The 17,089-nt window shown below is 34.6% G+C and carries 10 protein-coding genes; 7 read left to right on the forward strand and 3 right to left on the reverse strand.

Going from position 1 to position 17,089, the window contains the following annotated elements; genetic code table 11:
• The first annotated feature begins 7 nt into the window (after window positions 1-7).
• From ACJJV4_RS14355 to ACJJV4_RS14385, 7 genes are all read left to right on the forward strand, one after another.
• A complete protein-coding gene (locus tag ACJJV4_RS14355) occupies window positions 8-1,846 on the forward strand; it encodes a sulfatase-like hydrolase/transferase (protein ID WP_405295635.1) in 1,839 nt (612 codons plus the stop codon).
• An 11-nt stretch (window positions 1,847-1,857) separates the two neighbouring features.
• Window positions 1,858-3,651, forward strand: a complete 1,794-nt coding sequence (locus ACJJV4_RS14360; RefSeq protein WP_405295637.1) for a hypothetical protein — start codon at window positions 1,858-1,860, stop codon at window positions 3,649-3,651.
• 13 nt (window positions 3,652-3,664) lie between these two features.
• A complete protein-coding gene (locus ACJJV4_RS14365; protein ID WP_405295639.1) occupies window positions 3,665-4,930 on the forward strand; it encodes a family 16 glycosylhydrolase in 1,266 nt (421 codons plus the stop codon).
• A gap of 39 nt (window positions 4,931-4,969) precedes the next feature.
• On the forward strand, window positions 4,970-7,480 hold the full coding sequence (locus ACJJV4_RS14370; RefSeq protein ID WP_405295641.1) for a glycoside hydrolase family 2 TIM barrel-domain containing protein: 2,511 nt from the start codon (window positions 4,970-4,972) through the stop codon (window positions 7,478-7,480).
• A gap of 19 nt (window positions 7,481-7,499) precedes the next feature.
• Entirely contained in the window at window positions 7,500-9,011 is a 1,512-nt protein-coding gene (locus ACJJV4_RS14375) for a sulfatase (protein WP_405295643.1), read from the forward strand.
• Window position 9,012: 1 nt separating this feature from the next.
• Window positions 9,013-10,629 (forward strand): sulfatase-like hydrolase/transferase, encoded by a 1,617-nt coding sequence (locus tag ACJJV4_RS14380; RefSeq protein WP_405295645.1) that lies wholly within the window; start codon window positions 9,013-9,015, stop codon window positions 10,627-10,629.
• 242 nt (window positions 10,630-10,871) lie between these two features.
• A complete protein-coding gene (locus tag ACJJV4_RS14385) occupies window positions 10,872-12,791 on the forward strand; it encodes an Ig-like domain-containing protein (RefSeq protein ID WP_405295647.1) in 1,920 nt (639 codons plus the stop codon).
• A gap of 78 nt (window positions 12,792-12,869) precedes the next feature.
• Here ACJJV4_RS14385 and ACJJV4_RS14390 read toward each other — a convergent pair whose 3' ends face one another.
• From ACJJV4_RS14390 to ACJJV4_RS14400, 3 genes are read right to left on the reverse strand one after another with little or no spacing between them, the layout of a single operon-like run.
• Window positions 12,870-13,670: an alpha/beta hydrolase gene (locus ACJJV4_RS14390; RefSeq protein ID WP_405295649.1), complete on the reverse strand. Its 801-nt coding sequence runs from the start codon at window positions 13,668-13,670 to the stop codon at window positions 12,870-12,872.
• Window positions 13,671-13,679: 9 nt separating this feature from the next.
• Window positions 13,680-16,181 carry a glycoside hydrolase family 2 TIM barrel-domain containing protein gene (locus tag ACJJV4_RS14395; protein ID WP_405295651.1) on the reverse strand — a complete coding sequence of 834 codons (2,502 nt, stop codon included), beginning with the start codon at window positions 16,179-16,181 and terminating at the stop codon, window positions 13,680-13,682.
• A gap of 32 nt (window positions 16,182-16,213) precedes the next feature.
• On the reverse strand, window positions 16,214-17,080 hold the full coding sequence (locus ACJJV4_RS14400; RefSeq protein WP_405295653.1) for a glycosyl hydrolase: 867 nt from the start codon (window positions 17,078-17,080) through the stop codon (window positions 16,214-16,216).
• Window positions 17,081-17,089: the final 9 nt, after the last annotated feature.

The raw sequence follows: 17,089 nt of genomic DNA on the forward strand, positions 1-17,089 counted from the left end.
TATAAAAATGAAATCAAGAAAGACAAATAATCTCCTATGGATCTTTTTTTTGCTGTTAGTTAAATTTGCTTTTACACAACAGCAGCAACAAAAACCAAACGTACTTTGGGTACTCACAGACGATCAGCGTTATGATGCCATTCGGGCATTCAATAAAATTTTGGATAACCGAGAAATGAGTGAGTTAGGTTATGTAGAATCTCCCAACGTAGACAAATTAACCCAAATGGGCACAACGTTTATCAATACTTATTGTCAGGCTACGGGCTGTGCACCTTCGCGAGCATCTATGATGACAGGAAGGTACCCTTTTCGCTCGGGAGTATATGAATTTGAATACCATAATAATCAAGCAGAACATTCTAAGCCTAGTTTACCTGAGCAAATGGTAGATTTAGGTTACGAAACTTTGCATATAGGAAAACTTGGTTTTCGTTTAAGAACTACTAAAAACGGGAAATTTCAAAGTGCCGAAGTATTTCAGAAAAATATTGATTTTAAACAATTACGCAAAGACGGTTTAACAGATTGGGGAAAAGATTGGTTTCATGAGTTAGATGGTAAGAAGTTAGATCAACCTATGAAAAATTTGGAGTTTTTTGTAAACCCTGAAGGTGAATTTGAATATATATTATCAGAAGAAGCTGAGAAAGAGTTTCCAAAATATAATGGGACCGCTCTTACAACTGCTAAGAAGTATGATTTGTTTCGAAAGTATAGCAAAAAAAATCCAAAATCCAATTATGAAGGGATGATTCTTGCAGGTGTTAGTAGCCGAAAAGCAGGCAAAACGAGAGATGGTTACTATGCTTCAATTTTTGACGATTACCTAAAAAATGAAAATGCAGAATTTACTGTGGGTTCTAGATCTTTTAAAGGTGTGAATACAGAGAAACCGTTGTTTTGCCATATAGGATTCGATTTTCCACACACGCCTGTATTGCCTCCAGCAAGCTTTAGAGACCGCTTTCAAAAATATACATATAAGGTTCCCGTTTTTAATAAAGAGGAACTAGAGAAGATGCCAGCACAATTAAAAAAACAGATAAATAATGCTTATGCTGATGATTTTACAGATGAAGAAAAGCATAAAATGATTCAAGATTATTACGCGTTTTGTGCCTATGGCGATGCATTGGTTGGCGAAACTACAGATGCTTTTATAAAATATAGTGAAGAGAAGAAACAACCTTGGATGATTGTTTATGTATGTGGCGACCATGGTTGGAAATTGAACGACCACGGTTCTATTTCTAAATTCTCGTCTTGGGAAATTGATAGTCATAATCCAATTGTGGTGGTATCCTCAGATAAAAAAGCATTTCCTGCAGGAAAAGTAGTTAGAGATTTTACTGAGTTTGTAGATATTGCTCCAACAATTTTAGCAGCTTCAGGTGCAGATCTAGATAATCAAAAATTTAATTATTTAGATGGTTTAGATATGGCAAAAGTAGCTTCGGAAGATATTTCTGCAAGAGATTATATTGTTGGTGAAAGTCATGCTGTTACAGGTCCAAGAGCATTTATTAGAACCAAAGATTACGTGTTTTCTATGCAGACGCGTCCTAATAAAAAGCGTGGCGAAAATATGGATTGGGCATTACATTCTAGTTATAGTGACTTAGATCCTGCTTTGTATGATATGAAAAATGATCCAAAAGAAGTGAATAATTTAGCTTTTGATAAAGGGTATTCTAAAATCGCTCAAACCATGAAAGAAAAGCTAATTAATATAGTTTTAGGAGATAATAGAGTTGAGGTGAAATGGGGAAAACGTGGTGACGGAACCGAAGTATTCCGCAGCAATTTTGCTCCTGGAGCTCACGATTATAAGTTGAAATTATAAAGAAACAATAAATGAAAAAAAACATTTTGTATTGTGTTTGCTTGTTTATGGTGTTTGCTATAGCCCAGGGACAAAACTCTGGAGAAAATTCAAAAGCAAATAAAAAAAATCAAATCTGTTTTGCGTTATACACAGTGCACAAACAAACACTAAAACTTACCGCCCAGTTCTACCCAATAAAAGACTACAATCCGTTTATAGCAGAATTACAAATAAAAATTGATGAAAAATGGGAAACAGTGCAAGAGTCTCGTATTCAGTATCCCGGATATACTGCACATTTTAGAATAGAAAACTGGGACGACACCCAGGAGAAAGCATATCGCGTTGCTTATAAAAATGAGTTTTTTTATGATGGTATAGTTCGTAAAAACCCAAAAGAAAAAGATGAAATTATCATGGCTGCATTTTCATGTTGGTCTATTTATAAAAGACATGGCGGCGAGGGACCTGCAGACGATATTATAAATAACTTAAATAGATTGAAGCCTGATGTTTTATTCTTTGCCGGAGATCAATCCTACGATCATAGCGACCATTATGGGTATTGGTTAAAGTTTGGAGAAGTATTTGGAGATATTATTAGAAATACGCCAACCATTGTTATACCTGACGACCATGATATTGGACAAGGGAATTTATGGGGTGATGGAGGAAGAAAATCACAAAGTAGAGATGGGAATTACGGCGGTTATTATATGCCCGTAGACTATATTAAAGAAGTAGAACGTGCGCAAACTAGTCATTTACCAGATCCTTATGATCCAACTCCTATAGAGCAAGGTATTGGTGTTTATTATACAGATTATACATGGGGAGGCGTGAGCTTTGCTATTTTAGAAGATCGTAAATTTAAATCGGGACCTAAACGCGTTTTGGGTAAGGGGAGTTTTCAAGATACTCGAGAAATGGATGTTGAAGGCGCAACTTTATTGGGTGATAGACAATTAGATTTTTTAGAAGCTTGGACTACAGATTGGAAAGATGCGGACATGAAAGCGGTTTTATCTCAAACCATTTTTGCAAACGTCACCACACATTCACCTACATTACAAAAAAAACAACGCTATAGTGTAGATTCTAACGGTTGGCCACAAGCGGGACGAAACAAAGCTTTGTCGGTTATTAGAAAAAGTTTTTCGTGTATGATTGGTGGTGATCAGCATTTAGGATCAGTATTACATCATGGTATTGAAGATTGGAATAATGCGGGATATTCTTTTGCGGTACCAGCAGCTTCAAATTTTTGGATGCGTTGGTTTAAGCCAGATGCCCCAGGTAAAAACCATGTAAAAGGCATGCCGGATTATACCGGTGAGTATTTAGATGCATTTCATAATAAAATGACTGTGTTGGCTATTGCAAACCCAACTCATAAAGACAATACATCTAAAGAAAATTTATTAAACGGTCGAGCTTCAGGATACGGTGTTATTCGTTTTAATAAAACCTCTCGCCAAACTACATACGAGTGTTGGGCAAGAAATGTAGATATGTTTGCTCCAAATGCTAAGCCATATAATGGGTGGCCAGTAACTTTTAATCAAACTGATAATTTTCTAATAAAAAATGGTTTTGAATTACCCGAGTTGAAACTGAATAAAGCAAATCAAGTCATTACGGTTAAAAATCAATATACAAAAGAAGTGATTTCGTCCATAAGAATTAAAGGGAATACATATAAGCCCAAAGTATTACAATCTAATATGTACACTATTGAAGTTGGAGAAGGCCATAATAAAAAACATCTTTTTGATTTAGAAGCCATAAAAAATAATAAGAAAACCATAAAAGTAGATTTATAAAACCATAATAGGAATGAAAAAGATAGTAAGCTTTTTGATTGTTTGCATTTGCTTGTTGAATGTATATGCTCAATCCGGGCCGCCAGAACCACCAATAGGAAAGCGTTGGGTAATAAACCCTGAATTTTCTGATGAATTTAATGGATCAACTTTAGATTCTAATAAATGGTACAATTATCATCCGTCTTGGAAAGGTAGAGAGCCAGGGATTTTTTTGCCTTCACAAGTGTCTGTAAAAGATGGATATCTCCAAATAAAAGGGGAGAAGTTAAAGAAAGATACTATTGTAAATTCCTATGGTAGAGATATGACCTTTAATATTGCTGGCGGTGCTGTAGTTTCAAAAAAGGCAGCGCTTTTGGGGTATTATGAGTGTCGAGCAAAGGCTGCGGCAACTACTATGTCTACAACATTTTGGTTTTCTACAACAGGTTCAGAAGTGGGACCAAATGGTTGTGATAAATATGGTCAAGAATGGGATATACAAGAATGTATTGGTAGAAGCGGCGATTTTGCAGGAACATTCTTTTCTAATGGCATGAATTCCAATGGGCATTTTTGGTACAACGACTGCGATAAAGAGAGACATGATTTAAGAGCTCCAGCGGTAAAATTTGTTAATCAAGAATTAGCGTCAAAAGATTTTCATGTTTACGGCGGTTGGTGGAGAGATGAAAAAACAGCATCACTTTACTATGATGATAGAGCTCCAAAACACATGAAATTTTATGATGAGATAGTGGATAAACCTTTTAACAGACCTATGTATATGCGTTTAGTGTCTGAAACCTACCCGTTTCCTTGGATAGAATTACCAACCGATGCAGAACTAGCAGACCCTACTAAAAATACGGTCTATTATGATTGGGTAAGAGGTTACGATTTGATTGATGTAAATCATGAAGGTATTGATCAATCTTATGAAATGGGTTTAAATTTATATAATGAAAGTATCATTTTTTCCGATTTACAAACCAAAATGGAAGCGGGCGAAGTATTAAAAATACCTTTAAGTTATAAAGCTAATCAGCATAGAAAAATCTATTTAAAAATTTCTGAAACTACAGATAAACTCAAAGAAAAGTGGCATAAAAAAGTACTAGAGAAAGCAATAGATGTGTATCCAGGTTATGGAAATATGGAAGTTGTTTTTAAGGTTGACAAAAAATTATCCAAGTCGGCAACATATATCGTAGAAGCATTAATAAGAGATGTTAGCGGTGAAAATAAATCTAAAGAAGCATTAGATACTAGTACTATGTTTTTTACAGTTAATTAATTTATTGAAATCTGAAAACTTGTTAAAAGAAAATAAACAATGAAAAAAATAAGATTAATAGTCGCGTTGTTCGCTTGTTGTAATATGTTTTATGCACAAGAACGAACACTAGATTTTAATTTCGATTGGAAATTCACATTAGTTAAAGAGACAGGAATTCCTGCCACTTTACCTTTAGATGATGCGTCATGGAAAGATATTCGTTTACCACACGATTGGAGTGTAGAGGCTTCGTTTAGTGAAGATTTCGATGGTGCTACAGGATATTTACCAGGGGGAGTTGGAATTTATCAAAAACATTTTGATACGCCGGCTAACAGCGATTCAAAAAATGTATTCGTCCTGTTTGATGGTGTTTATAATAATGCCACCTTTTGGTTAAATGGAAAGCTATTGGGCGAGAATCCATATGGCTATTCGCCAACTTATTTTAATCTCACCAAAGCTTTAAAAACAGATGGGTCAAAAAACATACTAACTGTTCATGTAGATCATTCGCGCTATGTGGATAGTCGCTGGTATACCGGTAGTGGTATTTATAGAAATGTAAAGTTAATAACAGTCGATAAACTTCACATTCCTATTTGGGGAACTTTTGTGACAACTCCGGAAATTAATAATGATGCCGCAACAGTTCAAATAAATACTAAAATTAAAAATGACTATAGTAAAAATCACAATATCAAGGTCGTTACAAAAATAATTGATAATCAAGGTGTAACGGTAGCGCTTCAGGAAAAAGAGACTAAAATAAGTTCTGGAAAAGAAATAGAGCTTTCACAAAGTTTAGAAGTGGCAAACCCAAAATTATGGGATATCGAGCATCCCAACATGTATAAAGTTATTACAGATATTTTAGTAAAAGGTAAAATTACAGACAGCTATACCACGCCATTCGGTATTAGAAGTTTGTTGTTTGATAAGGATAATGGATTCTTTTTAAATGGTAAATCAACTTATGTAAAAGGTATTTGTATACATCACGATGGTGGTTTGGTTGGAGTAGCAGTTCCAAAAGGTGTTTGGAGAAGAAGGTTACAAATTTTAAAAGACGGTGGTGTCAATGCCATTCGAACTTCGCATAATCCTTTTTCACAAGAGTTTTTAGATCTGTGCGACGAGATGGGGATTCTGGTTCAAAATGAAATTTTTGATGAAATGGATAACCCGAAAGATAAGCAACTCAACAAGAATGAACAAAGCGAGCAATACATCACTAAAGGCTATACAGAGCATTTTCAAAAATGGGGTGAAAGTGATTTAAAAAGAACCATGCTAAGAGATAGAAACCACCCATCGGTATTTCAATGGAGTATTGGTAATGAAATTGAATGGACCTACGAAGGTTACAAGCATGTAAGTGGTTTATGGGAACCCGGAGTTGGAGGGTATTGGAATAAAATACCGCAGTTAACAAAGGAAGAAATGATAGCGCGCTACAAGGCATTGCCCGAGCGAAAATTTATGTTAGCCGAAACTGCAAAAAGATTGTCGAAATGGGTTAAGGAATTAGACCAAACGCGCCCAGTAACTTCTAATTTAATTATTCCAGTAGCGAGCTTAGCTTCGGGTTATGCAGATGCTTTGGATATTGTTGGGTTTAGTTACCAAACCAATCAATACGCTTGGAGTAAAAAAAATTATCCGGATAAATTATTAACAGGTTCTGAAAATTCAGGAAGTTGGCAAGATTGGAATTCTATAATAGAAAACCCAATGGTGTTTAGTATGTATATGTGGACAGGTATTGATTACATGGGTGAGTCTCACAAAAAATGGCCACAAAAAGGCTGGGATGGCGATTTGTTAGATTTTGCAGGGTTTAAAAAACAAGGGTGGTATTATTTTAAAAGTATTTGGGTTAACAAACCTCATGTTTCTATAGGAACAATGCCTTTAACAAATTCTGGATTTGAAAGAGATTCTTTAAGTGGAAAAGCTGTAGCAACATCTGCAAAAGTTTTAAATTGGAATAACAGTAAAGCCAATATGCATTGGAATTATAAACCGGGAGAATTAGTAGTTGTAGAGGTGCCAACAAACAATCATGTTGTTGAATTGTTTTTAAATAATCGTTCTTTAGGAAGTAGAAGTTTAAGCGATAATCCGGATAGAATTTTACGTTGGATTGTGCCTTTTGAAGCTGGAACACTAACTGCAAAAGCTGGTTTTAAAGGGCAAGAAGTAGAATCTATCTTAAAAACTACTTCTGCCGCGGTAGCCATTAAATTATCAACAGATAAAACAGTTTTAAATTCAGATGGTTATGATGTGGCTCATGTTGTGGCTCAATTAATAGATAAAGATGGCCTAGAAGTGAAAACTGAAGAGGCATCACTAAAGTTTGATGTTGATGGAAAAGTAAAGGTTTTAGGTGTAGATAATGGCTCAAACAAGAGCATTCAAGATTATCAATCTAATAAGATAACAACTTACAAAGGTAGAGCTTTACTATTAGTACAGTCCTTAAAAGAAAAAACAGGATATATAAAAATTAAAGCAACAGCACCAAGACTTAAAAGTAATTTGGTCACTCTTCAAACTAAATAATACCATAAGAAAGGAAACAATGAAAAAATCATTTTTATTACTGAGTAAACTATTCGGTTTAATTTTAATTATATGCAGTTGCAATATATTGCAAGGTCAAGATAAACCTAATTTTATAGTTATTGTAGCTGATGATTTGGGGTATGCCGATTTAGGATTCACTGGATCAAAGGAAATTCAAACACCCAATATTGATAAATTAGCTAACAATGGTGTAACGTTTACAAATGGTTATGTAACGCATCCTTATTGTGGGCCTTCTAGAGCAGGTTTAATTACAGGGCGCTATCAGGCTCGATTTGGATTAGAAATTAACTTAACTAATTCTCATTTCGATGCTTACAATGGCCTTCCTGTTTCAGAAAAAACATTTGCATCACGGTTAAAAAGTAGCGGTTATAAAACAGGTATGATTGGTAAATGGCATTTGGGCGCATCTTATCCTTTTCATCCTAATAATAGAGGTTTTGATTATTTTTATGGTTTTTTATCCGGTGGACATTCTTATTTTCCTAAAAATGTATCTACCACGTTTCCATTATTCACTAAAGAAGGAAAACCGCATTACAGCGCAAACGAAGGCAGTTATTGGCCTTTAATGCGGAACAATAATTCGGCAGAATTTACCGAATACTTAACAACCGCTTTAAGTAGAGACGCGGCAAAATTTGTAAAGGAAAGTAGAGATCCATTCTGTTTATATTTAGCCTATAATGCACCTCACGCACCATTAGAAGCACCAAAGGAATTGATTGAGAAGTATGCACATATTAAGGATAAAGAAAGGCGGATTTATGCAGCCATGATTGATGCTATGGATCAAGGTATTGGTATGGTAGTGAAATCTTTAGAGGCATCAGGTAAATTAGATAATACAGTTATATTTTTTATCTCAGATAATGGAGGTATTGTCGATAAATCTAGACCTGAATCAGAACCTAGACGGTCTCATCATGATTGGGGGGATAATACACCTTTTAGAGGCGGAAAAGGGAGTATGTTAGAAGGTGGTAACCATGTTCCATTTTTGGTGCATTGGCCAAAAGGTTTAAAACCAAAACAAACGTATAAAATGCCTGTTTCATCTTTAGATATTGCGGCAACTATGGTAACATTGGCAAATGGAGATACTTCTGGAGAGGCTTTGGAAGGTGTTAATTTAATTCCATTTGTTAGGGGAGAAAAAAAAGGTGTACCTCATGAGGCGCTTTATTGGCGTATGGAAGATGGTAAAAATTGGGCTGTAAGAACACCAGAAGCGAAGTATCTTCTTATGAGAGGTGAAACTGGAGGAGGAAAAATGCTAGTCGATATGATTAAAGATCCATATGAAAGTAAAAATATAATTGAAGATAATCCGGAGCTCAGAGAGAAATTAGCAAAGTTGTGGAATGATTGGAATGCAAAAAATGAACCTAGTAAATATTTACAAGCAGGGAGCTATCAAAAAGCGCGATTAAAATTTTATGAAGATATGAGAAAGCAACTCGATGAAAAAACTAAAAATAAACAACCCTTAATTATTGAATAAGATGAAATATATTGATAATAAAATATACCTTTTTATAAGTATCATTTTCCTGTCTCTTGGTATTAACGCACAAGATAAGCCTAATATCATATTGTTATATGCGGATGATATTAGCGCGAGAGAACTCCCTATCTATGGATCTACAGTTTGGAGTGATTTAAAAGGGAAAGACACATCAGACCCGAAATATAGAGCGCAAACCCCTGTTTTAAATACATTAGCAAATGAAGGTGTATATGTAAAAACAGCTTGGGCAGCTACTATTTGCTCTCCAAGTAGAGCCATGATGATGACCGGACGATATGCTCATCTCCATAAATGGTGGCACAATAGCGATAAAGGAAAAAGCCCTAACGGGAAAGGCAGTTGGAATTTGTTTGACAGCTCTCCATATACCATTGATGATGTTGCTAAAAAAGGAGGATACGCAACATATTGGGCAGGGAAAACCCAAATGAAGATTGAAGGGTTTAATTTCGATGAAGGTTGCTTTACGCCCGGAGAAGGCTCCTATAACACGGCTATTCCAACTACTGATTTTAGATTGGAAACCAGAAAAGAAACAGGTAAAAAAGTGATTTACAATGCAGATACAAACAAAGCTTTAAATGCAAAGTCTTATGTGCAATCGGGTTGGTATTGGAAACCTCATGTTCAGTTGATGAATGACCCTGGCAACTCCGAAAAATATGAGTGGTGGCCAAATACAAAAAAATCTAAAAAAGAATTTGGTTTAAACACCTTTGGTCCAGATGTAGAGTTAGAATTTATTTTCGACTTTATGGAGAGAAAGCAAAAAGAAGATAAACCATTTTTTATTTATCATACCAGTCATTTGGGACACGATGCTTTCGATTTTTTAAATCCAGATTCTCATAACAAATGGCCTGGGACTCCAAAAATTAGTTGGAACGGTTCCAAATATACAAGAACAACACCAAATGTAACAGGAGATAAAGGTAAATACGATACACATGGAACGATAACGGAATCGGGTATTTATAATCATGTTAATTATTTAGATTATCAAATTTGGCTTTACATGAATAAGTTAAAAGAACTAGGTGTTGAAAACAATACTATTTTTATTTTTTGTGCCGATAATGGAACAAGCGGTTATGGAAAATCTAGTCCTGTTTCACAAAAAGGGACACATGTACCACTTATAATATACGCGCCAGGTTTAAATTTAACTAAAAAAGGTATGCAAGATGTTTTGGTAAATATGTCGGATATGCTTCCTACTATAGCCGATTTGGGAGGTGTAGAAATCCCAGATTCTTATGAGGTTAATGGAAAAAGTTTAATGCCTTTTTTAACAACCAATAAACCAAAGCACAGAGAATGGATTTATGCTTATCATAAAGATAATCAAATTGTTCGTGGGGATTTAGTATTGAAAGATGGCAAAAATATCTGGTGGGATGTTAGCGGAAATCCATCCGATTTGATTTCGTTTCCAAAAATTACAGATTGGAGTAAAGTTTCAGAAGCGCATAGAAAAGAACGTGATGAGTTGAAAAAAATTATTCCAAATTTTGATCTTCATGCCACGGAACATGATGCTCCTAAGGGAGGTTCGAAAGCCCCAGAGTCATTAAAGTTAAAAGCACATTAATTATATTTAGTTTTATTTAATTTCAAAAAGCAGTCTTTTTTAAAGATTGCTTTTTTTTATACAAATTCGGTTTTGTAGTTTTTTCAATCTGCATATTTTTTATTAAAAACAAACGGGTGAGAATAGACAAGTTTAACAGAAGTAATAGTAAATCATATGTAATTTAGAACAACCCATTTGTATTGTTGTTTTGAGGATTTAATGCGGATATTTATATTCAAACTAAACAAAACTAGACTGTTATGACTAAAAAAAGCACACAACTATTTTTTATTTGTTATTGCCTTTTTGCATTTACCACAAATTTGCGAGCTCAAAGTAATATTAATTATGGACCAGATTATATTGTTTTTGATGCGGAAGAAACCATTACGCCTTTAGGAAACCTATGGACCATTAGAGAGCCAAGTAGCAGTAGTTATTTAGAGTATTTATTCTATCCAGGAAATTCGCCAGCCCCAATAAACGATACCTATTTAGAGTACAGCGGACCTTGGCAAGGAGCAGGGAGTGAATTAGAGTATAAGTTTACTTGTCCTAAAACAGGTACTTATCAAGTCGCGATGCGCCTCCATACACCTCTAAGAGAATCTAACAACCTCAATAAAGGGAAATGGTTAACGCCTCCTGGAGAAACCGAGCCTGTTTGGTGGGAAAAGGGAGATTTAAGAAATGACTTCTTCATTAAAATGGAAGGCAGTTTTACAAGTGGATCTAGTAAACACACAGAAACAGATTTAAGAACATTTCATAAGTTTTTCGGTAGAGGAGCAAATAAATGGGGAACCTGTATTAACTTGGAACATAAAGGGAATAACGGTGTGTTCTATAATTTAACAGCAGGCGAGGAGTATACTTTTTATTTAAAAGGACGATCTGCTACCGCTATTGTGGATTATATCGCTTTTTATGATACATCGTACCTTGCACATAGTATTAACAATCAAGGTCCAGATTTGGCATTGCAATTACCTGAAGAAATTCGACCTTATGCTTTACCAACGGGGATAACATTAAATCCAAGTACTTCCGACGTTAGAGTTGGAACATCGTTTCAATTAGAAACAATTATGGTGCCTGCTAATGGAAATCCAAATACAATATGGAGTTCATCTAACAATGCTGTAGCTTCTGTAAATCAAAATGGTGTTGTAACAGCGCAGGGCTCTGTAGGTGAAAAAGCTACTGTAACGGCTATGAGTATTATGGATAATGCTTTAATAGCTACAAGCGAAATTACGCTAATTTCATTTTTTAATATACCCGTTAGTTCAATATCTATATCTCCAAACCAAGTTAATATTATTGAAAACGATTCTTATACGTTAAGTACGAGTATTTTACCTGAGGATGCCGATAATAAGAACATGATATGGTCTAGTGGTAATGAAGCGATAGCCACTGTAGATCAAAATGGTATTGTAACAGGATTAAAAAAAGGAACAGTGAAAATTAGAGCTACTTCTATTGAAAACAGTGCAATATTTGATGAAGCAGAGGTTAATGTAGCTCAACTTATACCTCAAGTTGCCAAGATTACAAAAATCAATGATATGACTGTGGATGCATTTAAAACACTTCGGAATAATCAAATCGAAATAGGGGAAGCATTAACCTTAGAAATAGCACATTCAAACATTACAGAGTTTAATAATTCAGGATTTGGAAGACTTGTTGTTAGATATGCAATAAATAATGGCGGTACTGCTGTTGGGCCAAATCTTAACATAGAGAATATTGCTGTTGGAGGAGAAGAAGTGACGCAAACAATAACTTATACCGTTGCAGATCCTGGAACAGTAAATAATCCAGAACCTGCTGTTTTACAAATTTTTGCAGCACAGAATTTTGCAGGTATTAATAGTTTGTATTCAGGGTTTGAATTAGTGCCTGCTGGAACGCTATCAATTAAAGACGAAATTCTTGATGATAGAATTACTTTATTTCCTAATCCAGCAAAGGATTTTGTAATTGTTGATAAAGACAGTTCTATATCATCATTAAAAGTTAATTTGTATAGTATAAACGGGGTCTTAATTCAAACCCATGTTATCAATTCTACAATCTATAAAATCCAAACAAATCAATTAAGATCTGGACTTTATATTTTACAGTTTAAAAGTGAAAAAGCAATAACCATAAAAAAACTGATTATAAAATAGCATTTAATATTTAATGCTTCGTAACTTAAAAAAAAATGACCTATTTTTATTAGCAGGTCATTTTTTTTATAAAATATTTTAAATGAATTGATTGAAAAATAAAAGCGTGTCTTTTACGTGTTCTTCCCAATAGTTCCACTCGTGCTTTCCCTTAAATTCTTGATAGGTATGTGGTATGTTTGAATCTATTAATTGTTTGTTTAAGCATCTATTAAAATCAATTAAAAGATCATCTTTTCCACAGTCAAATCGAAAAGGAGGTAACTGGTTTTTGTTTTCAAGCATGGTTTTATAAACGGAAGTTTCGGTATGTTCATTTTTAACATAAAGCGCTTCATCTTCTTCAACAAATAAATGCATTTGTGTGATATTGGTTATAGAAGAATGTCCAGAAATGGCTTTATATTTTTCTGAATATTTTGCTCCTAATCGCAATGCTCCATAGCCACCCATGGATAACCCAGAGATGAATAAATCGGATTTTTCACTGGTACATTCAATATTTTCAATAACGGCATTATTTACATCTTCTACTATCCATTTTTCAAAGTTTTTTTGATTATGTGGTAAATAGGCAGAGCCATCACCCCATAAACCGTCTGATGGCATGGCAATAACCATAGGTTTTATAAGCCCTGTTTCCATCATTTTTAAAGCCGTAAAATGCACGCCAGCCTTGTGTGCCCAAATCCAAGCACTTCCGTAAACGCCATGTAATAAGGTTACAATAGGAAGGTTTTTAAGATTTTTCATTGGAGGCACATACAGACAAATATCGCCTCGCCCTTTTAAATTTGGGGTTTTTACTGTAATAAACCGAAGATTATTACTTTCAAAATCTGGATTTGATAGTTCTGTAGTTCTAAATTTCGACGCCATATTTGGTGTTTATTTTACTGTAAGTGTATGGTTTGTTTTCTTAAAATTACCTGATGTTGTTGTAATATCAACGTTCCCTTTTTTATTTGATTGTACAAAAATAACAGCCTGACCATTAAAGAATTTGCGTTCTGGTTTCGATAAGTTTTGCAAGTTAGTTGGGTCTCCGTTTCCTGAGGCTAAAAAGCTAGCGGAACCTTGGACATCAATTTTCATGTTTTCATTGTAATGTGGGCATAAATTACCGTTATTATCAACCACAGAAATAACATAAACACCAACTTCTCCTTCGTTAATTGTTTTAATTTCTGGTTCTATGGTAATATGATGAGGTTCACCTGCTGTAACTCTTGTCATTTCTGCGACTTGTTTCCCTTTTTTGTTATAGGCTACCACTTTTACTTCACCTGGTTCGTATACCACGTCATCCCAAACAATAGCATAGGCTTTGGTTAAATTCCAACTTCCTCCTCCGGAGGCCTCAACATTAATATTTGTGTTTTCGAAATCTAAGGTACTTAAAGGTTTTTTCGTTTGTACGCCGTAGCTTTTTCCGTTTACGAATAATTCAGCTTTCTCATAAGAGGTATAGCAAACCACTGGAAATGATTTTACGTTTAAATCTGGCCATGTCCAATGTGGAAAAAAATGAAGTACTTCTTCGTCTTTTTTCCATTGGGTTTGATATAAATAATATTTGTCTTTTTCTAACCCAACAAAATCAACAGGCGCAAAATAGGAACTTCTAGATTTGGCCTCGTGATAAGGAGATGGCTCACCTAAATAATCATAACCTGTCCAAACAAACTCACCGTAAACCGATGTGTTTTTTTCTTGAGAAGCGAATTCTTTTACCGCAGGATATCCCCAAGGCACTTGAGTAGATTCATAATTACCAGGATGTCCATCAGGAAATACAAATGTATTTAGCGATGCACCCCTTTTGTTATGAAGTGTATCAAAAACTACAGGGAACTTGTAGCTGTTACGAACACTTACGGTACCTCCTGTTTCACTAGCATAGAATTTTAAATTAGGATGTTTTTTACGAATTGCTCCGTAAATACCCGGTTTGTAATTAAATCCTGCAACATCTACAGTGTAAGCCATTCCGCTTTTTAAAGCATTATTGGCAGAATTAAAACCGGCCGTAGTAGCTCGTGTTGTATCTAGTGATTTTACAATTTTATTTAAATAATCTGTGATATTGTTCGGGTCTAGTTTGTACTGCTCCATAATTTCGTTACCAATACTCCACATAATAACGCTTGGGTGGTTACGGTCTCTAACAATCATGTCTGTTAAATCTGTTTTTGCCCATTCATCAAAATGAATTGAGTAACCATTGATTACTTTTCCTATTTGCCATTCATCAAAAGCTTCATCGATGGCTAATAACCCCAACTCGTCACAAACATCTAAAGCTTCAGGAGCAGGTGGGTTATGAGAAAAACGAATGGCATTTACTCCCATAGCTTTCATCTTTTTCATCTGTCTCACAAATAGTTCTCTATGAAAAGCTGCCCCAGTTGGTCCTAAATCGTGATGCATGTTGACACCTTGGAATCGCGTTTTTTTATCATTTAAGTAAAACCCGTCTACTTCAAAACGAATGGTTCGAATTCCAAAAGTAGTTTCGTAAGTATCTATCATTGTCGAACCTTCTAAAACTGTTGTTTTTAAGGTGTATAAATTTGGGTTTTCCAAACTCCATAAATTAGGTTTAGAAATTTCGAATTCCTCTTTTACCGTTTTATTGTTTTTAATTACAACCGCTGATTTTTTAGTTGCTACTATTTTACCCTCTAAATTAAAAATTTCATTTTTGATTATAAAATCGCCACTTCCAACAAGTTCTAAATTAAGATTTACAATGGCTTTCTTTTTTGAAACCGACGGTGTTGTTACAAAGGTACCCCAAGTTTTAACATGGGTTTTATTTGTTTTAATTACAGATACTTTTCTGTATAAACCGGCTCCAGGGTACCAACGGGATTGTCTATTAAAATTTTCTAATCGAACTGCTATAGTATTGTCTCCTGCTTTTAAAAATTTTGTAATATCAAAATGAAAGGAAATATACCCAAAAGGACGTTCGCCAGCGTACTGACCATTTACATACACTTTGGCATTGCTCATGGCTCCATCAAAAAGTAGTTGTGTTTTTTGTTCTAAATTTTTTGATGATACAGAATAATTTGTTCTATACCAACCGATTCCTGTATAAGGTAAAGCTCCAGATCTACCCATACGCAGTCTAGGTTTAGATTCACCATCTTGTATTACCATGGTTAATTGTACATCGTTTGCAAAGTCGAAATCACCCTTTGCGGCCCAATCATGAGGTACAGTAACATTATCCCATTTGGAATCATTGAAATCTTCTTGAAAAGCCGCGCCGTAATCGTAATTGGAAAATTTCCAATCCTTTAAGAGTTCAACTGTTCGGGTTTGAGCCTTTAGAAGGTTAATTGTGCAAATTAATATTATAATTGATAGGTATTGTTTCATGTATTTTAAATGTTTTTTTAACCTTTATTGGTTTATTCTGCTTTGTTAATCAACTTATAGGTTCTTATATAATCTATTAGAGCAGTTCGGTCTTCTTTGTTGGCACTCGCAACTTTACCACCATTTTCTGGAATCGGATTCCAATCGTAACTTTCAATAGAAAAGTGTATAAATAGTTGTTGGTCAAAATCTACAGGAGGTTTTATGGTATAAACATTTTTTCCATCAAGGTAAAATAAAAGTTCGGTCGGGCTTTTCCACCAACATCCATAGGTATAAAATTGCTCTGAATTTTTAATCTCTGGAAGCATCATATCTTGACTTCTTGTGGCTTCGTTACATTCGGTTTTTCTGAAAATGGTATTGGAATGCATGATTTTGTCCCAGACCTTTCCCCAATCCTCAGTTAAAGGTGATACGCTTCCAACAGATTCTGTAATATCTATTTCGTGTTTTTTACCACAATTATTTCTAGACATTAACCAAAAGCCACCGCCCATTTCGGTTTTACTCATTTTGAATTTAGACTCAAAATAATGTCCGTATGAAATAGGTTGAACCGCTCTAATAATACCACCGTAATAGTTGTAAATAGATGGTGTTTTATACTTTAAGCTAGTGAAGGTTTTTTCTAATTTTCCGACTTCTATTTCCATAAAACCTTTGTTGACTTTTATAGAACTTTCTTTGAAAAGGGCAGGAGGTCTTCCAATCCATCCGAAGTCTGGATGCTTTTCAGGATCGCCTATCCATTTTTTATTATCTAATTTTTTTCCATTAAACTCATCGGAAAGATTGTCTATTTTTACCCGTCTTTTTCCTTCGGGAGCATCTATTTGTGCTAATAAAGTACTATTATAAAAGAGGCAAGAAAATATTATAAAATAGAGGTTTTTCATTATTAATAA

The organism is Algibacter sp. Ld11 (genome assembly GCF_045066735.1).
GTDB lineage: Bacteria > Bacteroidota > Bacteroidia > Flavobacteriales > Flavobacteriaceae > Algibacter.